Raw genomic sequence first — 20729 nt, 5'->3', positions numbered from 1 at the left:
CGCGCTATGCCTGCTCAACCCGGCCAAGAGAGCTACCACTCTGCTCCTTGACGACCCACAGAAAAACGGCCCGGCAGCTATGCCGGGCCGTTCTCTGTGTCGTGCTTACTCTTCGGTTGCGGTGGCACCCAGGTCGGCCGGAACCGCGTCCGGCACCGTGTCACCCCGGTCGGCGCCGCGGAAGACCAGCTTGGACTTCTCGACGTTTTCCGGGTCACCCTCGCAGTCCACGACCACGATCTGGCCGGGGCGCAGCTCGTTGAAGAGGATCTGCTCGGACAGGGTGTCCTCGAGGTCACGCTGGATCGTGCGGCGCAGCGGCCGGGCGCCCAGCACCGGGTCGAAGCCCTTCTTCGCCAGGTACTTCTTCGCGTTGTCGGTCAGCTCGAGGCCCATGTCCTTGTTCCGGAGCTGGCCCTCGATACGCGCGGTGAAGATGTCGACGATCTGAAGGATCTCCTCCTGCCGAAGCTGGTGGAAGACGATCGTGTCGTCGATGCGGTTCAGGAACTCCGGGCGGAAGTGCTGCTTCAGCTCGTCGTTGACCTTGACCTTCATCCGGTCGTAGTTGCTCTCGGTGTCCTCGGAGGCCTGGAAGCCCAGCGAGACCGCCTTGGCCACGTCACGCGTGCCGAGGTTGGTGGTCAGGATGATGACCGTGTTCTTGAAGTCCACGATCCGGCCCTGACCGTCGGTCAGCCGGCCGTCCTCCAGGATCTGCAGGAGCGTGTTGAAGACGTCCGGGTGGGCCTTCTCGATCTCGTCGAACAGGACCACACTGAACGGCTTGCGGCGCACCTTCTCGGTGAGCTGGCCGCCCTCGTCGTAACCCACGTAACCGGGAGGGGCACCGACGAGGCGGGACACCGTGTAGCGGTCGTGGAACTCGGACATGTCCAGCTGGATCAGAGCGTCTTCCGAACCGAACAGGAACTCGGCGAGCGCCTTGGACAGCTCGGTCTTACCGACACCGGACGGGCCGGCGAAGATGAACGAGCCGGACGGGCGCTTCGGGTCCTTCAGGCCGGCCCGGGTGCGCCGGATCGCCTTGGAGACGGCCCTGACCGCGTCCTCCTGGCCGATGACCCGCTTGTGCAGCTCATCTTCCATGCGCAGCAGCCGGGAAGTCTCCTCCTCGGTGAGCTTGTAGACCGGGATGCCGGTCCAGTTGCCCAGAACCTCGGCGATCTGTTCGTCGTCGACCTCGGACACGACGTCGAGGTCGCCCGCCTTCCACTCCTTCTCCCGCTGCGCCTTCTTGGTGAGCAGCTGCTTCTCGTTGTCGCGAAGCTGGGCGGCGCGTTCGAAGTCCTGCGCGTCGATCGCCGACTCCTTGTCGCGGCGCACCTGAGCGATGCGCTCGTCGAAGTCGCGCAGGTCTGGCGGCGCGGTCATCCGGCGGATGCGCATCCGCGCGCCGGCCTCGTCGATCAGGTCGATCGCCTTGTCCGGCAGGAAGCGGTCCGAGATGTAGCGGTCGGCCAGCGTCGCGGCGGCCACCAGCGCGGCATCGGTGATGCTGATGCGGTGGTGGGCCTCGTAACGGTCACGCAGACCCTTGAGGATCTCGATGGTGTGGGCCAGGGACGGCTCACCGACCTGGATGGGCTGGAACCGGCGCTCGAGAGCGGCGTCCTTCTCCAGGTGCTTGCGGTATTCGTCCAGGGTCGTGGCACCGATGGTCTGCAGCTCACCACGGGCCAGCATCGGCTTGAGGATGCTCGCGGCGTCGATCGCGCCCTCGGCGGCACCCGCACCCACCAGGGTGTGGATCTCGTCGATGAACAGGATGATGTCGCCCCGGGTGCGGATCTCCTTGAGCACCTTCTTCAGGCGCTCCTCGAAGTCACCGCGGTAACGGGAGCCGGCGACCAGGGCACCGAGGTCGAGCGTGTAGAGCTGCTTGTCCTTGAGCGTCTCGGGCACCTCGCCCTTGACGATCGACTGGGACAGGCCCTCGACGACGGCGGTCTTGCCGACGCCGGGCTCGCCGATGAGCACCGGATTGTTCTTCGTGCGGCGCGATAGCACCTGCATGACCCGCTCGATTTCCTTTTCCCGGCCGATCACCGGGTCGAGCTTGCCCTCCCGGGCGGCCTGGGTCAGGTTACGGCCGAACTGGTCGAGGACCAGGCTCGTCGAGGGCGCTGCCTCGCCGGCTGCCGCACCGGCCGCGGCCGGCTCCTTGCCCTGGTAACCGGAGAGCAGCTGGATCACCTGCTGGCGGACCCGGTTGAGGTCGGCGCCGAGCTTGACCAGCACCTGGGCGGCGACACCCTCGCCCTCACGGATCAGCCCGAGCAGGATGTGCTCCGTGCCGATGTAGTTGTGGCCGAGCTGCAGCGCCTCGCGCAGCGACAGCTCCAGCACCTTCTTCGCCCGGGGCGTGAACGGGATGTGCCCGCTCGGCGCCTGCTGACCCTGGCCGATGATTTCCTCGACCTGCTGCCGGACTCCCTCGAGCGAGATGCCGAGACTCTCCAGAGCCTTGGCGGCGACGCCCTCGCCTTCGTGGATCAGGCCGAGCAGGATGTGCTCGGTCCCGATGTAGTTGTGGTTGAGCATCCGGGCCTCTTCTTGGGCCAGGACGACAACCCGTCGCGCTCGGTCGGTGAACCGCTCGAACATGCCCTCGTGCTCCTCACGTGCCGTGCGCCAATAGCTGGCGGGGCCCAAGCCCTCGCGGGCCAGCACCGGCATCGGTGATGCCCGTGCGGTAACTACTCTATCGCCGCCCGGGGGTCTTGCTGGGCCCTCGTGGCCCCTCGAAACTGTCCCGCAGCGTTGATTTAGCCAACTTCGCACGCCGGACGGCTGTTCCCCCACCCGAACGACTACGCGCACAGCGAAATCGGCGAGGCAACCGCGTCCACAGCCTGTGGACAACCCGCTCCACATCTGTGGATAACTTTACTTTCCCAAGCTGAAGATCAGGTCAAAAGCCGAGGGCCCGCCGCGCATCGAGCGCGACGGGCCCCGCAGACTACGCCTGACCTAGGCCCGGCCAGGGCCCTTCGAGTGGAACTCGTCCACGATCTCCTGTGGGATCCGACCCCGGTCGGAGATGTCCTTGCCGGCCTTCTTGGCCCACTCCCGAATAGCCTTGTTCTGCTCCCGGTCGGCGGTCGCCCCGCCGCGACCGCGGGCGGCCCGGCCACCGACGACCACACCGCCACGAGCCACCTTGGAACCGGCCCCCACGTACTGAGCGAAGACGTCCCGCAATTTAGCGGCGTTCTTCTCCGAGAGGTCGATCTCGTACTGAATGCCGTCGAGCGCGAACTTGACGGTCTCCTCGGCGTCGCCGCCGTCCAGGTCATCGACCAGTTTGTGAATGATCTGCTTGGCCACGCGCCGCAATCCTCCCGAACACAGGTACGTACTCCCGCAACGGTCAAGACAATAACGCCAGGGCCGCGGTATACGTCAATGGCGGGTCGAATATTACTCGGGCCGGACGAGCGGGAACAGGATCGTTTCCCGAATGCCGAGCCCGGTGAGCGCCATCAACAGCCTGTCGATTCCCATTCCCATGCCACCGGTGGGCGGCATTCCGTACTCCATCGCCCGGAGGAAATCCTCGTCCAGCTGCATCGCCTCGGGATCACCGCCGGCCGCCAGCAACGACTGGGCGACAAGCCGTTCCCGCTGGACCACCGGGTCGACCAACTCGGAATACGCGGTGGCCAGCTCGAAACCGGATACGTACAGATCCCACTTCTCGGTCAGACCGGGAGTTTCCCGGTGGGCCCGGGTGAGCGGGGCGGTCTCTTCAGGATAATCCCGCACAAATGTCGGCGCCTGCAGACCCGGCACGACCAGGTGCTCGAACAGCTCCTCGGCCAGCTTGCCGGTGGTCCACTTCGGGTCCACCGAAAGGTTGTGCTTTTCGGCATAGCCCGCAAGTTGCGCGCGATCGGTGGTGATCGTCACTTCTTCACCGAGTGCGTCGGAGAGCGAACCGAACAGGGTGATCGCGGGCCACTGCCCACCGAGATCCAACTCGCTGCCGTCGAAGTGGGTCACGACGTGTGATCCGGCAACTGCAAAGGCGGCTTCCTGAATCCACTCCTGCACCTGCTGCTGCATCACGTTGTAGTCGGCGTACGCCTGGTAGGCCTCGAGCATGGCGAACTCGGGAGAGTGGCTGGAGTCCATACCCTCATTGCGGAAGTTACGGTTGATCTCGAAGACGCGCTCGATGCCGCCCACGACGGCACGCTTCAAAAATAGTTCCGGCGCGATCCGAAGATAGAGATCAGTGTCGAGTGCGTTGCTGTGCGTCACAAACGGACGGGCCGTCGCACCGCCGTGCAGCAACTGCAACATTGGCGTTTCGACCTCGAGGAAATTGCGCCGGAACAGCGACTCCCGAAGGCTCCGCACGACGGTCGCCCGAGCGCGTACGGTATCGCGCGCCTGCGGCCGGACGATCAGATCGACATAGCGCTGCCGCATCCGCGTCTCCTCGGAGAGCGGCTTGTGCGCCACCGGAAGCGGCCGCAGCGCCTTGGCGCTCATCGCCCACGAGTCGGCCAGCACGGACAGCTCGCCGCGCCGGCTGGTGATCACCTCGCCCTCGATGCCCACCAGGTCGCCGAGGTCGACGAGTTGCTTCCAGTCGGCGAGAGCGGGCTCGCCCACCTTGTCGAGGGAGAGCATGGCCTGCACCTCGGTGCCGTCGCCGTCGCGAAGGGTCGCGAAGCACAGCTTGCCACCGTTACGGATGAAGATCAGCCGGCCGGTGACCGCCACCTTGTCGCCGGTGGCGTGGTCGATCGGCAGCTCCGCGTACTTCTCCCGGAGGTCCTTGAGAGTCGTGGTGCGGGGCAGGTTCACCGGGTAGGGCGGCATCCCCTCGGCGAGCAACCGCTCCCGCTTCGACCGGCGGACCCGCATCTGCTCGGGTAGGTCCTCGGCGGGGTCAGTTGCGGGCACATTCTGCTCGGTCACGGCACTGCTCTCTGTGGGGTTCTCTCGAAACGAAGAAAGCGTACTAAGGGCCGCTCAGACGTTCCGCTCATATACCATCCGGAGCCCGATCAGGGTGATCATCGGCTCGTGCGCGGTGATCGTGCGGCACTCGTCCTTCACCAGCCAGGCCAGGCCACCGGTGGCGATCACGGCGGAGACGCTGCCCCCGAGCTCCTCGGTCATCTGCTCGACGATCCGGTCGACCTGCCCGGCGAAGCCGTAGTACATGCCGCTCTGCAGGCACTCGACGGTGTTCTTGCCGATCACCGAACGCGGCTTGGCCGGCTCGACCTTGCGCAGCTGGGCGGCCCGGGCGGCGAGCGCGTCGAAGGAGATCTCGATGCCGGGCGCGAACGCCCCGCCGAGGAACTCGCCCTTAGCGCTGATCACGTCGAAGTTGGTGGTCGTGCCGAAGTCGACCACGATCGACGGTCCGCCGTAGAGGGCGTGCGCGGCCAGGGTGTTGACCACCCGGTCGGCGCCGACCTCCTTGGGGTTGTCGATGGCGAGCTGCACACCGGTCTTCACGCCCGGCTCGACGACCACGTTGGGCAGGTCGGCGTAGTAGCGGGCCAGCATCGTACGCAGGCTGCGCAGCGCGGCCGGCACGGTGGAGCAGGCGGCCACCCCGGTGACCTCCACGGCGTCGCCCGCCAGCAGCCCGCGGAACATCAGGCCCAGCTCGTCGGCGGTCGACCGGGCGTCGGTCTTGATCCGCCAGTTGTGCACCAGCTTGTCGCCGTCGAACGTGGCCAGGACGGTGTTGGTGTTGCCGATATCGATACAGAGAAGCATCAGGGCCTCAGGTCCAGAGCGATGTCCAGGATCGGGGACGAGTGTGTCAGGCCACCGACCGACAGATAGTCCACACCGGTCGCCGCGTACGCCTCGACGGTCTCCAGGGTGAGGTTTCCGGTGGCCTCGAGCTCGACCCGGTCCCCGACCGCCTCGACGACCTCCCGGAGCAGCGCCGGCGACATGTTGTCGCAGAGCAGGAAGTCGGCGCCCGCCTCGACCGCTTCCTGGGCCTCGGCCAGCGTGGTCACCTCGACCTGGACCGGCACGTCGGGGAACTGGGCACGCACGGCGCGGTAGGCCGCGGTGATGCTGCCGGCCGCGAGTTTGTGGTTGTCCTTGATCATGGCCACGTCGTAGAGGCCCATCCGCTTGTTCGTGCCGCCGCCGGCCCGAACCGCGTACTTCTCCAACGCCCGCAGCCCCGGGGTGGTCTTGCGGGTGTCCAGCACGGTCGCCTTGGTGCCCTCGAGCGCGTCCGCCCATTTACGCGTGTGGGTGGCCACGCCGGACATCCGGCACAGCAGGTTGAGCGCGGTCCGTTCCGCGGTGAGCAGCGCGCGGGTCGGACCGGTGACCACCGCGAGCACGTCGCCACGGCGTACCCGGGCACCGTCCTTGGTCTTCGCCTCGAACCGCGCCGTGCCGCCGGAGGTGGCCGCGAAGACCTGGGCCGCCACCTCGAGGCCGGCCACCACGCCGTCGGCTCGGGCCACCAGCTCGGCGGTGTCGACCTGGGCCGCCGGGATGGTCGCCGCACTGGTCACGTCGCGCGGCGGGTCGCCGAGGTCTTCACCGAGCGCGGTGAAGACGATGCGATCCACCTCGGAAGGGTCGAGAGTCACGCCATCTCCTCGAAGGTCTGAGTGAGCTTGCCGTCGCGGCCGAGACCGTCGAGCAGGTGACCGCGCCATTCGTCCACGGCCACCGGGAAGTCCTCGCGCCAGTGACAACCGCGCGTCTCCCGCCGGGTCGACGCCGACGCCACCAGTGCCGACGCCACGGTCAGCAGGTTCGTCGCCTCCCAGGCCGCGTTGCGCGGGGTGCTGCGCAGGCCGGCCAGCCGGGACAGTTCCTTGACGGTGCCGGCCAGCGACTCGGCCGAGCGCAGGACGCCCGCGCCCCGGGTCATGGCCCCCTGCAACTCGGCCCGGATCTCGGTGTCGACGACCCAGGCCGGCCCGGCGGGCGCCGGGATCGGATCGACCTGCGGCGGCAGCGCCCGGGCGATGTCGTCGGCGATCCGCTTCGCGAACACCAGGCCCTCCAGCAGCGAGTTGCTGGCCAGCCGGTTGGCGCCGTGCACACCGGTGCAGGCGACCTCGCCGCACGCGTAGAGGCCCGCGATGCTGGTGCGTCCGTGCAGGTCGGTGCGCACCCCGCCGGAGGCGTAATGGGCGGCCGGCGCGACCGGGATGAGGTCGACGGCGGGGTCGATCCCAGCCGACCGGGTCGACGCCACGATCGTCGGGAAGCGGTGCTCCAGGAACTCGCGGCCCAGGTGCCGGGCGTCCAGGTAGACGTGGTCGGCACCGGTGGACAGCAGCACCCGGTGGATGCCCTTGGCCACGACGTCGCGGGGCGCCAGCTCGGCCAGCTCGTGCTGGCCCACCATGAACCGCTTGCCGGACTCGTCGACCAGGTGGGCGCCCTCACCGCGGAGCGCCTCGGAGATCAGCGGCCGCTGCACCGAGGTGACCGCCGAGCTCACGAACGACGTCGGGTGGAACTGCACGAACTCCACGTCGGTGACGACCGCGCCGGCCCGGATGGCGAGCGCCACCCCGTCGCCGGTGGACACCGACGGGTTGGTAGTGGACGAGTAGATCTGCCCCATCCCGCCGGTGGCCAGCACGACCGCCCGGGCCAGGATCGCGCCCACCCCGTCCTCGGCCCCCTCGCCGAGGACGTGCAGGGTGATTCCGCAGGCCCGGCCGTCGGCACCGCGCAGCAGGTCGAGGACCAGGGCGTGCTCGACGAGCCGGATCCAGGGGTCCCGGCGGACCGCCTCGTGCAGCGCCCGCTGCACCTCCGCGCCGGTCGCATCGCCGCCGGCATGCACGATCCGGTCGGCCCGGTGGCCGCCTTCCCGGGTCAGCATCAGTGAGCCGTCCGGGTGCCGGTCGAACTCGGCCCCGATCCGCATCAGCTCCTTGACCCGGGCGGGCCCCTCCTCCACCAGCACCCGCACCGCCGCCGGGTCGCACAGCCCGACCCCGGCGATCTCGGTGTCATTGGCGTGCGCGGACGGCGTGTCCAGTGGATCCAGCACCGCCGCGATGCCGCCCTGGGCCCAGCGGGTGGATCCGTCGTCGATGTTCACCTTGGTGACCACGGTGACGTGCAGGCCCTGTTCGCGCAGGTGGAGCGCCGCGGTCAGCCCCGCGATCCCGGAACCGACGACAAGCACGTCGGTGGTCTCGTTCCAGCCCGGCTCGGGGGCGGCGAGCCGGCGCGGCAGCTCCGGAAGGTCGGCGAGAAGTGACATCTGCTCAGTACACCCCGCCGGTGCCTGGAGCCCACCGCGGGGGCGGGCTCAGTGGTGGGAATTACTTGTACTGGATGGGGAGACTCTTGACCCCTTTGCCCTTCAGAGTCGCTTTGAGCTCGGTGCCGTCCAGCCAGAGATAGCAGCGTACGCCGGAATCGCCGAGCGCCCATACGTCGGTATTGCCGGGTAACGAAACCACGCCGGTCCGGTATTGAAGGTCGGCGTCATTCGGCACCCCCGCGTAGGTCGCGATCAGCCCGCGGCATCCGTCGTGGAACTTCGCCCAGGTCGCGTCGTCCTTCGGATAGGGCAGCCCGGTGGCGAACCACACGCCCACGAACTCGGCGTTGTGCTTGGCCTCGCAGCCGACCCCCGGCATGGCGGCGATCGCGCCGGAGCTGTCCTGCGCCACCGCATAGCAGGTGAGCAGCAGGTCCGAGGTCCCGTCGGCGAGCGCGTTGCGGAAGGTGCCGACCCGCTGGACAAGCGCTCCGTCGTCCTCGACCGAGCTCAGTTCGACGGCCTCGCAGCGGAACCACCGCGATCCACCGGTCCAGGCGGCCTGGGTGGGATGGGTGACGCCGATCCAGATGCGCGCCGCGCGCCAGGTCCCGCCCAGATAGGTGGTCGTCTTCTCGTCACACACCTGGTAGGCGGCGCCGGCCCCGGCCGACCCTTCCGCGGGCGGCGATTCGGCATCGGCGGCGGGCGACTCGTAGGTGCCGACATAAACCGTTTCGGTGCGATGCCGAAGCGCACAGTCGAGCTCGTCATAGGTGGCCCGAGCCCCCACGGCGGTGAACTTGGCCCCATGACAGGTCCCGGCCGACGGCTCGAACGCGGTGGCCGGCCCCATGGCACCCCACCCGTTGGTCAGATCGCCATCGACCCCACCAGGCGTCGCACACCCCGCCACCAACAGCGCGAGGGCAGCCAGAAACCCCACCCGGACGCCCACCCGGTGTCGCATGCCCGCCGATCCCCCATTCATTAGGAATCACGAGCATAAGGCGGTTTTAAACCGCAAAAGCCAGAAAACCCGGTTTACGTACACCCGCCCCGCGATCACCGCGGCGCAGGTCACGCTCGTTGCCGGGGCCGGGGATCCGGCAGCCGATCTGATGGCGCGAGAGTCAGCGGGACGTTGTCGATCAGCCGGGTGCCGCCCACCCGCGCGGCCACCAGCAGTCGAGCCGGGCCGGAGGCCGGCGGCGGGCCCAGGTCGGGGGCGGTCAGGGCCAGGTAGTCCACCCGTACGGCGGGCTCCTCTGCCAAGATTTTGGTGGCCGTGGCCAGGGCTGATTCCGCGTCCGTCGACGCGGCGCCCAGGCGCAGCGCACGAGACAGGGCCAGCGCGGCGGAGCGATCGGCCGGCGACAGGTAGCGGTTGCGGCTCGACATGGCCAGGCCGTCGGGCTCGCGGACGGTCGGCACGCCGACGATGTCGACGGCCAACTCCAGGTCCCGCACCAGGCGGCGGATCAGGGCCAGCTGCTGGTAGTCCTTCTCGCCGAAGTACGCCACGTCGGCCCGGGTCAGCATCAGGAGCTTCTGCACGACCGTGAGCATTCCGGCGAAGTGACCGGGCCGGCTCGCGCCCTCGAGAATCCCGCCGACCGGGCCCGCGTCCATGGTGATCTGCGGAGCGCCGCCGGGGTACATCTCGTCGCGGGACGGGGCGAACACCACCGCCACGCCCTCGGCCGCGCAGGCGGCGACATCGGCGTCGAGGGTCCGCGGGTATTTCTCGAAGTCCTCGTTCGGACCGAACTGCAGCGGGTTCACGAAGATCGTGACCAGCACGAACGGCGCGCGGGCGCGGGCGGTGCGCATCAGGGTGCGGTGGCCCTCGTGCAGCGCGCCCATGGTCATCACCACCGCGACCTCGCCGGGCACGGCGGCCACCGCGGCGGCCAGCTCGGCGCGAGTGTGGATCACCGAGGTCATCCGACGCTCCCCACCGCGACCCGGGACAGGACGTCCATCAACTGGGCGGCGTCCTGCGGGCGCAAGCGGCCGGCGGCCACCGCGCGGCCGGCGGTCCGGCGGGCCAGCGCCAGGTAGGTGCCGACGGCGTCGGGCGGCAGCCGGTCCAGATGCTTGGCCACGGTGCCGGCGTCGCCCCGGGAGACCGGGCCGGTCAGCGCCGCGTCGCCGAGGCGCAGCGCGTTGTCCAGGGCGGCTCGTAGCAGCGGGCCGAGCACCCGCTCGGGGTCCTCGACACCGGCCGCACGCAGCAGGTCGGCGGCCTCGTTGACCAGTGTGACCAGGTGATTGGCGCCGTGCGCGAGGGCCGCGTGGTAGAGCGGGCGGTTGTCCTCGGCGATCCACTCGGGGATGCCGCCCAGGTCGGCGACCAGCCGGGTGGCAAAGGCCCGGTCCCGGGTGGTGACGCCCCAGGCGATGCCGTCGAGCCGGGCCACGTCGGCGTCGGCACCGGTGAACGTCATCGCGGGGTGCAGGGCCATGCCGTGCACATCGCCCAGAACGGCCAGGCCATGCGCGCCGGACGTGTGCGCCACGATCTGGCCGGGCCGCAACGCACCCGTCTTGGCCAGGCCGGCGACCACATCGCGCAGCGCGTCGTCGGGGACCGCCAGCAGCAGCAGGTCGTCGGCGGCTCGGGCGACCTCGTGGGCCGGGCGGATCGCGGCGTCCGGGAGCAGGCGGGCGGCCCGGTCCCGGGAGGCGGCGGAGACGGCCGCCGCGGCCACCACCCGGTGGCCGGCCGCGTTCAGGGCGGCGCCGACGACGGCGCCGACCCGGCCGGCGCCGATAACACCGACGGTGAGGGTGCGGTTCATGTGCGGATCCAGTCCTCGAAGTGGGTACCGGTCGAGCGCCAGTATGCGCACCCGTAACACGCTCGTGACAACAACGTGTGGTCAACTGCACGTGTGACTGGATGGCGGGCGGCGATGACCGCCGGGCTGTACGGGCCGGCGGGATTCTTCACGCGCGGCACGACCGGTCCGTCCCAGCATTTCCGGACAAGTGTGCACGCGTCGCCGCTGTTCGCGGGTGCCCTTCTGAAACTGGTCACGCGGCTCGACGCCGCGCTCGGACACCCGGCGGTGTTCGAGATCGTCGATGTCGGGGCCGGGCGGGGCGAGCTGTTGAGCACGCTGCGCCAATTGCTGCCCGAGGACCTGGCGAGCCGTGCCCGCCTGACCGCCGTCGAGCTGGCCCCACCCCCGGCCGCCTCGGCCCCGGCCGCCCCAGCTCCGGCCGATGGCGGAGGCGGGCGGGCTGAGCCGGGGATTCGCTGGCGGCGGGACATTCCGGGGGACATCGTCGGGCTGCTGATCGCCACCGAGTGGCTCGACAACGTGCCGCTGGACGTGGTGGACGTCGACGACAACGGGCGGCTGCGGAAAGTTCTGGTCGACCCCGGCAGCGGGGCGGAGTCGCTGGGCGGGGCGGCCGACGCGGCCGACCTGTTCTGGCTCAGTCGCTGGTGGCCGCGACCGGGCCGGGCGGAGATCGGCTGGAGCCGGGACGCGGCCTGGGCGGACGCGGTCGGGCAGGTGCGGCGAGGAGGCGCGCTGGCCGTCGACTACGGACATTTCCGGGACGCGCGGCCGACGCACGGGACACTCACCGGCTTCCGCGCCGGGCGACAGGTGTTACCCGTACCCGATGGAAGTTGCGACGTCACGGCCCACGTCGCGATGGACGCGGTGGCGGTCGCGGCCGGAATCCCGTACCAAATGAGCACCCAGCGGGAGGCGCTGAAAGCGCTCGGGATCGACGGCGCCCGGCCACCACTTGATCTTGCCCGCAGTGACCCGGCCGGTTACGTGCGGGCGCTCGCCGCCGCCGGAGCCGCCGCCGAGCTGATCGAACCGGCCGGACTCGGCGGACACTGGTGGCTGCTGCACACGGTGGGGATCGACGCGCGTGGGAGCATGCTCCTGTGACGGACCAGCTGCGTGAGATGACCGTCGGGACCGGCGCCGGCCTCGACACGGCGGACATGGTGCTCAACATCGGACCGCAGCACCCGTCCACCCACGGCGTGCTCCGGCTCAAGCTCACCCTCGACGGTGAGCGGGTCGTGACCTGCGAGCCGATCGTCGGCTACATGCACCGCGGCGCCGAGAAGCTGTTCGAGGTGCGCGACTACCGGCAGATCCTGGTGCTCGCCAACCGACACGACTGGCTGTCCGCGTTCGCCAACGAGCTGGGCGTCGCGCTCGCCGTCGAACGACTCATGGGCATCGAGGTCCCCGAACGCGCGGTCTGGCTGCGGATGGCCATGGCCGAACTCAACCGGGTGCTCAACCACCTGATGTTCCTCGGCTCCTACCCGCTGGAGATCGGCGCGATCACCCCGATGTTCTACGCGTTCCGTGAGCGCGAGACGTTGCAGGCGGTGATGGAGGAGGCCACCGGCGGGCGGATGCACTACATGTTCAACCGGGTCGGTGGCATCAAGGAGGAGGTCCCGGCCGGCTGGACCAAACGGGCCCGGCAAGCCATCAACACGGTCCGTAAGCGACTGCCCGACCTCGACAACGTGATCCGCAACAACGACATCTTCCTCGCGCGCACCGTCGGAGTCGGCGTCCTCACGGCCGCCCAGGCCGCTGCCTACGGCGCGTCCGGGCCGGTGGCGCGGGCGTCCGGCCTCGATTTCGACCTGCGCCGGGACGAGCCCTACCTGGCGTACGACCAATTGACGGTTCCCGTGGTCACGAAGACGAGCGGGGACTGTCACGCCCGCTTCGAGATGCTGCTGGACCAGTCGTACGTGTCGCTCGACCTCGCCGAGGAGTGCCTGGATCGGGTCGACCGGATCTCCGGGCCGGTGAACGTACGCCTGCCGAAGGTGGTCAAGGCGCCCGAGGGCCACACCTACGCGTGGACCGAGAACCCACTCGGCGTCAACGGCTACTACCTGGTGTCCCGAGGCGAGAAGACGCCCTGGCGGCTCAAACTGCGCACCGCCTCCTACGCGAACGTGCAGGCCCTGGCCACGCTGATCCCGGGCTGCCTGGTGCCCGACCTGATCGCCATCCTCGGGTCGATGTTCTTCGTCGTCGGCGACATCGACAAGTAGCCGCTCAGCGCCCGCCGAAGTCCTGCACATAACGCTCGTCGGGCTGCCAGCCCTCGTACTCGGCGAAGTCCGCCATCGTGCCGATGTTGGTGTCGTTGGCGGAGGGGCGATGCCGCTTGGCCCGGTAGCTGGGATCGCCGGCCGGAAGCGGCCCGTCGTAGCCGCCGTCCAGGCTGTAGCTGTCGTCATCCTCGTCGTAGCCGCCGCCCGCGCCGTAGACGGTGGGCTCGGCGGAGCCGCTCCCGTACACGTTGGGTTGCTGGACCGAACCGGTGCCGTTCCCGCCGCCGTAGACGTTCGGCTGCGGGACGGGGCCGTTGCCGCCGTAGACGTTCGGCCGCGGCGGGGCGGAGCCGTAGACGTTCGCGGGCACGTGATCGCCGGCGCCGGGTGGGGCGAAGCCGTTGGGCGATTGGGCGTAGCCCTGATTCGGCTGGGCATAGCCGGCGTCCGGCGGACCGTACGCGTATTCCTCGCCCGCCGGGCCGTAGCCGTTGGCACCGGCGTAGCCGTACTCGGTGCCGTAAGCCCCGTCCGAGCCGTACTCGGTCGAGTAGCCGGGCGCTTCGAATCCGTCGGACGGGTCGGCGTAGCCGTACTCCCCGCCGTCCGGGACCGGGCCGGAATACACGTTGCCACTCGGGCCCTCGCCGACAGCGGCATAGCCGGCACCACTCGGGCCCGCACCGGCGGCGTAGCCGGAACCGTTCGAGGGCGGGCCGGCAGCGGCGTAGCCGGCAGGATTCGAGGGCGGGCCGCCGGCGGCGTGGCCGGCTCCGTTCGAGGGCGGACCCGCAGCGGCGTAGCCCGGGCCGTTCGGGGCCGCCGCCACGTCGGAGTAACCGTCACTGGCGCCGAAGTCGCTGTCGAGGCTCTCCGGACGGCCGTACGTGCCGCCGGGGCGGACTGCGGCCGCGGCGCGCGGCGGAGTGGGCGCGGAGGGCGGCACCGCCACCGAGGCGGCCCCGCGCTGGCGTGGGACGGCGGGCCCGGCGGGGGGCGCAACCGGACGCGCGCCACTCGTCATGCCCGGCGCGGGGCGCACCGCGGCGACGGCCGCGGCTGGGGCATGGGTGCTTGCGCGGCCGCCACCGGCCGGGTCGGCGCGGCGCTGGTCGGCGGGATCGGCGCGGCGCGGGGGCGGGGCGACCGGGAACGGGCCGTCTGCCGCCGGCGGAGCGTCCTGGAAGAAGCCCGCGGGAGCAGGCTGGGCGTCCGGGAAGAAGCCCGGAGCCGGTGGCGCGTCCGGGAAGAAGCCCGGAGCCGGTGGCGCGTCCGGGAGGAAGCCGGCGGCCGCGGGTGGGGCGGCGTGGCCGAACTCGGCTCGCAGTTGGACTCGCAGGGCTTCGACCTCTTCGGCGACACGTTCCTCGACGTGGCCGCGCTGGAGCACCGGATCGCTGCGGATCAGCACGGCGGAACCGACAAGCACGACGCTCACGGCGATCAGCAGCACGGCGAAACGCACCGAGCCGGAGCTTTGACCGAGCAGCACAACGACCGCGGCCAGGGGGGCGAGCAGCACGCCCGCCCAGATGAGGCCGCGGAGCAGTCGTGCGCTGTGTCCCGCGTCGGGGTCCCTGTCCGGCATGGCCGCCCATGCTACCGAGAACGGGCCATAGACGAAATGGCAGAACGCCGGGCTTCAAAAGGTAGAAACCCGGCGTTCCCCTCGTAGCTGTCGCGGTCGGATCAGCCGGCGGCGAGAGCGCTGTCCGAGCTGAACACCAGGCCGACACTGATCGTGGCGGTCTTCAGCGCGGTCTTGGTGAGCGGGCCGCCCGCGTCCAGGCTGGAGAACTTGCCGGCCTGGAAGTTGTAGACGTCGACGAGACCCTGCTGACACTTCGGCCGCTGCGGGCACTCGGCCGGGCCGCCGAGCACGGTCGCCGCGCCGTTGCACTTGGCGGCCAGGTCGGAGAGCGTCTTCACGCCGTACTTGTCGGCGAAGGCGCTGGTGGTCGCGAACGCGTTCTGGTCCTGCGCCTGCGACGGGGCACCGAAGGTCAGGCCGACCTTGTCACCGAGGGCCTTGAGGTTGGTGACGGTGGTGTCGAGGTCGCTGGAGGACGGGTCTTTCCCGTTCTTGTCGACCTTGCCCTGGAGGAAGGTGGCGAGGGTGGCGGCGTATTCCGGGACGACCGCGATGTCGCCCTTCTCCAGCGCGGGCTCGTAGAGCTCACGGTTGCCGATCTGCTGGACCTTGACGGTGTAGCCGGCCGCGGTCAGGGCTTGGGCGTAGAGCTCGCCGAGCGTGGCACTCTCGCTGAAGTTCGCCGCGCCGACCGTGATGTTGCCGCCCTTGCCCTTGGTGATGCCGGCGGTCACGTTGTTGGCGGTGACGAACTCCTGCGCGGCGGCCTTGGAGGACTTGCGGTCGACGTCGACCGCCTTGTTGAGCGCGATGAGCTTGGCCGTGTCGAGAGCCGCGGACACCTTGTCGAGGGCGGCGATCAACTCGGGCGAGGACGCCTTCTTGTTGATCGCCGGGAGGACGTTGTCGGTGTTCTGCAGCTTCTTGTCGTCGGTCAGCACGACCAGGGAGTCACCGGCGACGGGCGCGCAGCCGGCACCGGCGGCCGACGACGGCGGTGCCTCGGTGCCGGACGAGCCGGCGCTGCCGCAGGCGGTGAGAGTGAGGACGGCCGTCGTGGCGGCGGCCATCAGGAGCAGGTGAGGACGCATACTGCCGCCTTCTGTGTCCCGGCACGGCCAGGGTGGCCACACCGCGTGTCCGTTTGGTATGCCCTGCCAGGTCTACCCGCTGGGTATGACAACTTTGCCGAAAGATGCTGGTCTGTTACGTGGTACCCACCGGACGGGCGACCCGGCGGCGTCGGACTGTCCGCAGCGGACGGGGTGTGACCAGGCGTTCCACTCCGGCGAAGACGGCTTCGACGAGGAGTGCGAGGAGCACCACAGCGATGCCGCCGGCCACGATCTGGTTGCCGCCGACGTTGATGCCGAGCCCGAATCCGGCCGTGATGATCTGGCCGAGCCCGCCACCGTTGACAAACGTGGCAAGTGTCGCGGTCGCCACTACCTGCACCGCCGCCGTCCGCAGGCCGGAGGCCAGGTAGGGAACCGCGAGCGGCAGTTCGACCCGGCGCAGCAGCTGACCGCCGGACAGACCCATGCCGATCGCCGCCTCCTTGGTCTCCGGATCGACCGAGCGCAGCCCGGTGTACGCGTTGGCCAGCAGCGGCGGGATCGCGAAGATGGCCAGCGCGATGATCACCGGAAGCTTGCCGAAGCCGATCGGGGTCAGCGGCAGGATGGTGAGCAGGGCGAGGGTGGGCAGCGCCCGGGTCAGGTTGGCCACGGTCACCACGACGCCGCCGCCCCGGCCGCGGTGGCCGAGCCAGATGCCGAGCGGCAGGCCGATCAGGCAACCGATGAGCACGGCCCAGAAGGTGATCTCCAGGTGTTCGCCCAACCGGTCGAGCAGGCCACCGGGGTTGGTCCAGTTCAGCGGATCGTTGAGCCAGACCAGCCCGTCCTTGAAGTAGTTCACGCGGCCCTCCGCCGGCTCCAGGGCGTGAGCAGCCGGCCGAGGCCGACCAGCGCCAGGTCGAACACCAGGGCGAGGGCCACGCAGAGGACGGTGCCGGTGACGATCTCGGCGCGGTAGAAGTTGTTCCAGAAGCCGCCCATGATCAGGTCACCGAGCCCGCCCTGCCCGATGATCGCCCCGATCGTGACGAGCGCCACCGTCGAGACGGTCGCGAGTCGCAGGCCGGTGATGATTCCGGGCAGCGCGAGCGGCAGCTCCACGTGCCAGAGCCGCCCGAACCGGCCGTAGCCCATCCCGGCCGCGGCGTCCCTGACCTCCCCCGGCACCTGCGTCAGCCCGGTCAGGGCGTTCCGCACCAGCAGGAGCAGGGCGTAGAGCACGAGCGCGATCAGCACCGTCACCCGGTTGGTCGCGCCGAGCAGCGGAGCCAGCAGCGCGAGCAGTGCCAGCGAAGGAATCGTGTAGAGAACGCCGGACAGTGCGAGAATCGGGCCGGTCAGCGGTCTGATCCAGTACGCGACGACAGCGAGTGGCACGGCGACCAGCAGCGCGATGACCACGGTCTCGAGAGTGATCCCGACGTGGAAGCCGAGCTTGGTCATGATCGTGCCGGCGTTGTCCTGAACGTACTGCCATGAGAACCACGGATTTCCCGGCCCGTCACCGGCGGGTGCGGCCAGCGGCGACGAGGCCGCCGGCACCCACGACAGGAAGGACATACGTGGACGCTACCGCTCTTGAGCAGTCCGGGCCCGCCGGCAGCGCGGCCTCGATCACGCTCGAACACATCGGCAAGACCTACCCGGACGGTACGGTCGCGGTCGGCGACTTCGGCCTGGAGGTACGCGCCGGCGAGCTGACCGTGCTGATCGGCCCGTCCGGCTGCGGCAAGTCCACCATCCTGCGCATGATCAACCGGCTGATCGAGCCGACCAAGGGCCGGATCCTGATCGACGGCGAGAACATCCTCGAACGCAACGCGGTCGAGCTGCGCCGGCACATCGGCTACGTGATCCAGAACGTCGGGCTGTTCCCGCACCAGAACATCCGTACCAACATCGGCACGGTGCCGCGCATGCTCGGCTGGGACAAGAAGCGGATCAACGAGCGCGCCGACGAGCTGCTGGAGCTGGTCGGCCTCGACCCGGCCCGCTACGCGAAGCGCTACCCGCACGAGCTCTCCGGCGGCCAGCGGCAGCGGGTCGGGGTGGCCCGGGCGCTCGCCGCCGACCCGCGCGTGCTGCTCATGGACGAGCCGTTCTCGGCGGTCGACCCGATCGCCCGCGGCCGGCTCCAGGAGGAGTTCCTCAAGCTTCAGGCGACCGTACGCAAGACGATCGTGCTGGTCACCCATGACATCGACGAGGCGGTGCGACTCGGCGACCGGATCGCGGTGCTGGCCGAGGGCGGCCGGCTGCTTCAGTACGCCCCGCCGGCCGAGCTGCTGAGCCGGCCCGACTCGACGGCGGTGGGTGACTTCGTGGGCGCCGACCGGGGCATCCGGCGGCTGGCCGTGACCCCACTGCGGCCGGCCCTGAAGCCTCTCGACCGGGGTGCGCCGGTCGACGGCCGACCCTCGGTGGCGGCGGACGGCACGCTCTACGACGCGCTCGCGGCCATGCTGGCGGCGAATGCCACCGAGGTGGTGGCGGTCGAGGACGGGCAGCCGGTCGGCTCGTTGTCCCGGGCCGCGGTGTTCGACGTACCCCAGCAGGAAGCGGAAGCGAAGGTCTGAGACCTCGGGCCGGGGTTTGTGGCCCCGGCCCGAAGCGTCACCTGGTGCCGCGATAGCCACCGAGCGAGGCGAGCCCGACGATCCAGCCGACGAACAGGCCGTAGCCGGTTCCCTCGGCGGCCGTCCGCATCGCGCCCAGCAGCGACGGGTTGGCCAGGAAAAGCGTGGTGAGCAGGGCGGCGAAGCCGGCGGCGAAGATGAACGCCGCCCAGCCGGCGAAGAACTGGCTGATCGTGCCGCGCGCCCTCGCCAGCTGCGAGCCGGGCAGCAGGTAGAGGAACAGCGCGGTCAGGACGACGAGCAGGATCGCCTTGAGGTCGCCGACGATGATCTCGCGGAGCGAGTCGTTGGAGTTGAACGTCCACGCCGGCCAGGCGAGCAGACGGAGGAAGTAGCCGCCCGCCGTGTTGGCGTTGGTGTTGTCGTTTGCCCAGGTCGAATACCAGGGGCTGCCGAAGACGAGAACCAGGATGAGCGCGGCGAGAGTGCCCGCACCAGGCGCAGACTTGTATCGGTTACCGAGAGCCATGCGCCGATATTTCCCAGCGCCCTGTTCTTTTCAAACGACAATGGTAAATGCCCTATTACGGATGATCTTGGTGCTTTTGCAGGTAGTCGATGAACGCCGCCCGCAGCAACGCCTCCTGCTCGCCGTAGCCGTGCTCCTCGTAACCGCCCTTGCCGGTCAGTTCCCGCCACAGCGCGACATATTCATCGATCGTCGGGCCGATCGAGTTGGGCGCGCCGTCGAGCTCGGCGGCGTCGTCCGAGTCGGGCAGGTGCTTGATCACCGACCAGAAGAACTTGACGTCGAGGTTCTTACGGGCCTGGGCGAACGCGCGCTCGCGCAGCTCCTCGGTGGGCAGGGCGTCCAACTCGGCGAAGCTCGGAGAGGTCATGCCGGCAAGCATAGGGCTGACCTTGAAGTCACCTGGCGGATCCCCAGGGTCCGTCGTCCCAGCGGTCGGTCCGGCCCGCGGCCGGTGTCGTGGCCGTTGTCCAGCTCTCCAGGTCGGGCGTCCAGTTCTGGGCGGTCGCGGCCGGTGCCGCGTTCCATTCGTCGCCGCTCACCGGCGACAACGGCCGCCCGAACGACTCGACCAGCCGGGTCACGACCAGGCCGCCGCCGAGCACCCCGGCCGCGGTCGCGAACAGCGCGATGTCCAGCCCTTTGCGGGTCGACCAGTCGAGGTAGAGGGTGAACGCGGCGACCGCGAAGAGGGTGCCGAACATGCCGCCCCGCCGGCCGAACGCACTGGTGCCGGCGAGCAGGGCGAGCCCGAGGGCGATGCCGGTCCACTCCAGGCCGGTGCCGGGCACGATCGGCGTCTTCGACTGCGCGGCGATCAGGGTGCCGGCGCCGACGGCGAAGATCGAGGAGAGTACGAGCGTGCCGATCACCGGTAAGGCGACCACGGCGCCTCGACGGCGGGCCGGGTCGCCGGGCGAGCGCAGGCCACCCAACCAGCGGCGCACCGGTGTCACCGTGCCCAGCGCGCCGCCCAGCACGGCAAGCAACGCGAACCCGCCGAACAGGAAGAATGCCTGGTTGGTCGGGTCGTAGGTGCCCTGCACCGCCACCGGGGTGACCCGCAGCTGGTCATAGACGATCACGCCGAGCGCGGCCCCCAGGGTGGCCACCCAGCCGGGCACGTGCAGCACGACGATGAGCAGGCCGACCGCGAGCGCCCCGGCGGTCGCGATGATCAACGCCGGGACCCCCGCCCGCAGCAGGCCCAGATCGCCCTGCTCGGCGTAGTGCAGGGAGGCGGCGAGCGCGATCGGGCCGATCGCGAGGTTGGGCACACCCGCCCGCAGGGTCAGGCCCGCACCGAGGGTGAGCAGGCCGATCGCCGCGCCGGTGATGAGCAGGCCGTCGAGGGCGGGGCGCTGGAAGGTGTTCGCGTTCTCCCGCCACAGCAGGAAGCCGAAGGCGCCGGCCGCGAGCAGGAGCACCACCTCCCAGCCGAGGTGGATGCCGAGCCGGTCGCGCCGGCCGTCGTCCGGGGCGGCCTCGACCGCCATGGCGTCGGCCGCGTCCAGCTCCTCGGCCCGGCGTCGCTGCTCGGCCGCGGCGAGGGAGTTCGCCCGGTAGGCGGCCGGATCGGTCGGCGGCTCGTCACCGCGGCGGAAGGCCGTCTCGTCGTACGCCATCGCG

Annotated in this window: 19 protein-coding genes; 3 read left to right on the top strand and 16 right to left on the bottom strand. The window is 70.0% G+C overall.

What is annotated here, in order from left to right; all coding sequences use genetic code 11:
- Window positions 1–105 precede the first annotated feature (105 nt).
- The 9 genes from Afe05nite_RS00540 to Afe05nite_RS00500 form a co-directional block, all read right to left on the bottom strand.
- Complete coding sequence (locus tag Afe05nite_RS00540) at window positions 106–2628, bottom strand: ATP-dependent Clp protease ATP-binding subunit (protein WP_203815227.1); 2523 nt, start codon at window positions 2626–2628, stop codon at window positions 106–108.
- A 366-nt stretch (window positions 2629–2994) separates the two neighbouring features.
- Window positions 2995–3351: a histone-like nucleoid-structuring protein Lsr2 gene (locus Afe05nite_RS00535; protein WP_203814899.1), complete on the bottom strand. Its 357-nt coding sequence runs from the start codon at window positions 3349–3351 to the stop codon at window positions 2995–2997.
- A gap of 93 nt (window positions 3352–3444) precedes the next feature.
- On the bottom strand, window positions 3445–4953 hold the full coding sequence (lysS, locus tag Afe05nite_RS00530) for a lysine--tRNA ligase (RefSeq protein WP_203814898.1): 1509 nt from the start codon (window positions 4951–4953) through the stop codon (window positions 3445–3447).
- A gap of 54 nt (window positions 4954–5007) precedes the next feature.
- Complete coding sequence (locus tag Afe05nite_RS00525; protein WP_203814897.1) at window positions 5008–5769, bottom strand: type III pantothenate kinase; 762 nt, start codon at window positions 5767–5769, stop codon at window positions 5008–5010.
- Complete coding sequence (nadC, locus tag Afe05nite_RS00520; RefSeq protein ID WP_203814896.1) at window positions 5769–6683, bottom strand: carboxylating nicotinate-nucleotide diphosphorylase; 915 nt, start codon at window positions 6681–6683, stop codon at window positions 5769–5771. Before nadC ends, Afe05nite_RS00525 begins: the two co-directional genes overlap by 1 nt.
- The gene (locus Afe05nite_RS00515) at window positions 6611–8257 is read right to left on the bottom strand and encodes an L-aspartate oxidase (protein WP_203814895.1); all 1647 of its coding nucleotides are present in this window, start codon (window positions 8255–8257) and stop codon (window positions 6611–6613) included. The genes nadC and Afe05nite_RS00515 overlap by 73 nt, the downstream gene beginning before the upstream one ends.
- Window positions 8258–8318: 61 nt before the next feature.
- A complete protein-coding gene (locus Afe05nite_RS00510; protein ID WP_203814894.1) occupies window positions 8319–9230 on the bottom strand; it encodes a septum formation family protein in 912 nt (303 codons plus the stop codon).
- A gap of 110 nt (window positions 9231–9340) precedes the next feature.
- On the bottom strand, window positions 9341–10207 hold the full coding sequence (gene panC, locus Afe05nite_RS00505; protein ID WP_203814893.1) for a pantoate--beta-alanine ligase: 867 nt from the start codon (window positions 10205–10207) through the stop codon (window positions 9341–9343).
- The gene (locus Afe05nite_RS00500; RefSeq protein WP_203814892.1) at window positions 10204–11064 is read right to left on the bottom strand and encodes a Rossmann-like and DUF2520 domain-containing protein; all 861 of its coding nucleotides are present in this window, start codon (window positions 11062–11064) and stop codon (window positions 10204–10206) included. Before Afe05nite_RS00500 ends, panC begins: the two co-directional genes overlap by 4 nt.
- A gap of 114 nt (window positions 11065–11178) precedes the next feature.
- Between Afe05nite_RS00500 and Afe05nite_RS00495 the strand changes: the two genes are divergently transcribed.
- Together Afe05nite_RS00495 and Afe05nite_RS00490 are read left to right on the top strand one after the other, a co-directional pair.
- Window positions 11179–12180: an SAM-dependent methyltransferase gene (locus Afe05nite_RS00495; protein ID WP_203815226.1), complete on the top strand. Its 1002-nt coding sequence runs from the start codon at window positions 11179–11181 to the stop codon at window positions 12178–12180.
- A 17-nt stretch (window positions 12181–12197) separates the two neighbouring features.
- Window positions 12198–13322, top strand: coding sequence for an NADH-quinone oxidoreductase subunit D (locus tag Afe05nite_RS00490; RefSeq protein WP_203815225.1), 1125 nt, complete (start codon window positions 12198–12200; stop codon window positions 13320–13322).
- A gap of 4 nt (window positions 13323–13326) precedes the next feature.
- Here the strand turns inward: Afe05nite_RS00490 and Afe05nite_RS00485 are convergent, their stop codons facing one another.
- The 4 genes from Afe05nite_RS00485 to Afe05nite_RS00470 form a co-directional block, all read right to left on the bottom strand.
- Entirely contained in the window at window positions 13327–14913 is a 1587-nt protein-coding gene (locus Afe05nite_RS00485) for a hypothetical protein (protein ID WP_203814891.1), read from the bottom strand.
- 101 nt (window positions 14914–15014) lie between these two features.
- A complete protein-coding gene (locus Afe05nite_RS00480; RefSeq protein WP_203814890.1) occupies window positions 15015–16007 on the bottom strand; it encodes a glycine betaine ABC transporter substrate-binding protein in 993 nt (330 codons plus the stop codon).
- Window positions 16008–16122: 115 nt separating this feature from the next.
- The gene (locus tag Afe05nite_RS00475; RefSeq protein ID WP_203814889.1) at window positions 16123–16836 is read right to left on the bottom strand and encodes an ABC transporter permease; all 714 of its coding nucleotides are present in this window, start codon (window positions 16834–16836) and stop codon (window positions 16123–16125) included.
- Window positions 16833–17555 (bottom strand): ABC transporter permease, encoded by a 723-nt coding sequence (locus tag Afe05nite_RS00470; RefSeq protein ID WP_239117446.1) that lies wholly within the window; start codon window positions 17553–17555, stop codon window positions 16833–16835. The genes Afe05nite_RS00475 and Afe05nite_RS00470 overlap by 4 nt, the downstream gene beginning before the upstream one ends.
- A 2-nt stretch (window positions 17556–17557) precedes the next feature.
- On the opposite strand from Afe05nite_RS00470, the gene Afe05nite_RS00465 reads away from it, so the two are divergent.
- A complete protein-coding gene (locus Afe05nite_RS00465) occupies window positions 17558–18571 on the top strand; it encodes an ABC transporter ATP-binding protein (RefSeq protein WP_239117445.1) in 1014 nt (337 codons plus the stop codon).
- Between the two features lie 37 nt (window positions 18572–18608).
- Here Afe05nite_RS00465 and Afe05nite_RS00460 read toward each other — a convergent pair whose 3' ends face one another.
- From Afe05nite_RS00460 to Afe05nite_RS00450, 3 genes are read right to left on the bottom strand one after another with little or no spacing between them, the layout of a single operon-like run.
- On the bottom strand, window positions 18609–19100 hold the full coding sequence (locus Afe05nite_RS00460) for a hypothetical protein (RefSeq protein ID WP_203814887.1): 492 nt from the start codon (window positions 19098–19100) through the stop codon (window positions 18609–18611).
- Window positions 19101–19155: 55 nt separating this feature from the next.
- The gene (locus Afe05nite_RS00455) at window positions 19156–19470 is read right to left on the bottom strand and encodes a hypothetical protein (RefSeq protein WP_239117444.1); all 315 of its coding nucleotides are present in this window, start codon (window positions 19468–19470) and stop codon (window positions 19156–19158) included.
- 28 nt (window positions 19471–19498) lie between these two features.
- On the bottom strand, window positions 19499–20725 hold the full coding sequence (locus Afe05nite_RS00450; protein ID WP_203814885.1) for an ABC transporter permease: 1227 nt from the start codon (window positions 20723–20725) through the stop codon (window positions 19499–19501).
- Window positions 20726–20729: the final 4 nt, after the last annotated feature.

The organism is Paractinoplanes ferrugineus, from assembly GCF_016862195.1.
Taxonomy (GTDB): Bacteria; Actinomycetota; Actinomycetes; order Mycobacteriales; family Micromonosporaceae; genus Actinoplanes; species Actinoplanes ferrugineus.
Note: the sequence above shows the minus strand (reverse complement) of the source record. Positions and strands in the feature narration are given on the sequence as shown.

What these genes read in the sequence shown, in the direction of transcription:
- Afe05nite_RS00540 (WP_203815227.1), bottom strand. Translation starts at nt 2,628, where the DNA reads ATGTTCGAGCGGTTCACCGACCGAGCGCGACGGGTTGTCGTCCTGGCC.
- Afe05nite_RS00525 (WP_203814897.1), bottom strand. Translation starts at nt 5,769, where the DNA reads ATGCTTCTCTGTATCGATATCGGCAACACCAACACCGTCCTGGCCACG.
- nadC (WP_203814896.1), bottom strand. Translation starts at nt 6,683, where the DNA reads ATGGCGCGGTCACCTGCTCGACGGTCTCGGCCGCGACGGCAAGCTCAC.
- Afe05nite_RS00515 (WP_203814895.1), bottom strand. Translation starts at nt 8,257, where the DNA reads ATGTCACTTCTCGCCGACCTTCCGGAGCTGCCGCGCCGGCTCGCCGCC.
- Afe05nite_RS00510 (WP_203814894.1), bottom strand. Translation starts at nt 9,230, where the DNA reads ATGCGACACCGGGTGGGCGTCCGGGTGGGGTTTCTGGCTGCCCTCGCG.
- panC (WP_203814893.1), bottom strand. Translation starts at nt 10,207, where the DNA reads ATGACCTCGGTGATCCACACTCGCGCCGAGCTGGCCGCCGCGGTGGCC.
- Afe05nite_RS00500 (WP_203814892.1), bottom strand. Translation starts at nt 11,064, where the DNA reads ATGAACCGCACCCTCACCGTCGGTGTTATCGGCGCCGGCCGGGTCGGC.
- Afe05nite_RS00495 (WP_203815226.1), top strand. Translation starts at nt 11,179, where the DNA reads ATGACCGCCGGGCTGTACGGGCCGGCGGGATTCTTCACGCGCGGCACG.
- Afe05nite_RS00490 (WP_203815225.1), top strand. Translation starts at nt 12,198, where the DNA reads ATGACCGTCGGGACCGGCGCCGGCCTCGACACGGCGGACATGGTGCTC.
- Afe05nite_RS00485 (WP_203814891.1), bottom strand. Translation starts at nt 14,913, where the DNA reads ATGCCGGACAGGGACCCCGACGCGGGACACAGCGCACGACTGCTCCGC.
- Afe05nite_RS00480 (WP_203814890.1), bottom strand. Translation starts at nt 16,007, where the DNA reads ATGCGTCCTCACCTGCTCCTGATGGCCGCCGCCACGACGGCCGTCCTC.
- Afe05nite_RS00470 (WP_239117446.1), bottom strand. Translation starts at nt 17,555, where the DNA reads ATGTCCTTCCTGTCGTGGGTGCCGGCGGCCTCGTCGCCGCTGGCCGCA.
- Afe05nite_RS00460 (WP_203814887.1), bottom strand. Translation starts at nt 19,100, where the DNA reads ATGGCTCTCGGTAACCGATACAAGTCTGCGCCTGGTGCGGGCACTCTC.
- Afe05nite_RS00455 (WP_239117444.1), bottom strand. Translation starts at nt 19,470, where the DNA reads ATGACCTCTCCGAGCTTCGCCGAGTTGGACGCCCTGCCCACCGAGGAG.
- Afe05nite_RS00450 (WP_203814885.1), bottom strand. Translation starts at nt 20,725, where the DNA reads ATGGCGTACGACGAGACGGCCTTCCGCCGCGGTGACGAGCCGCCGACC.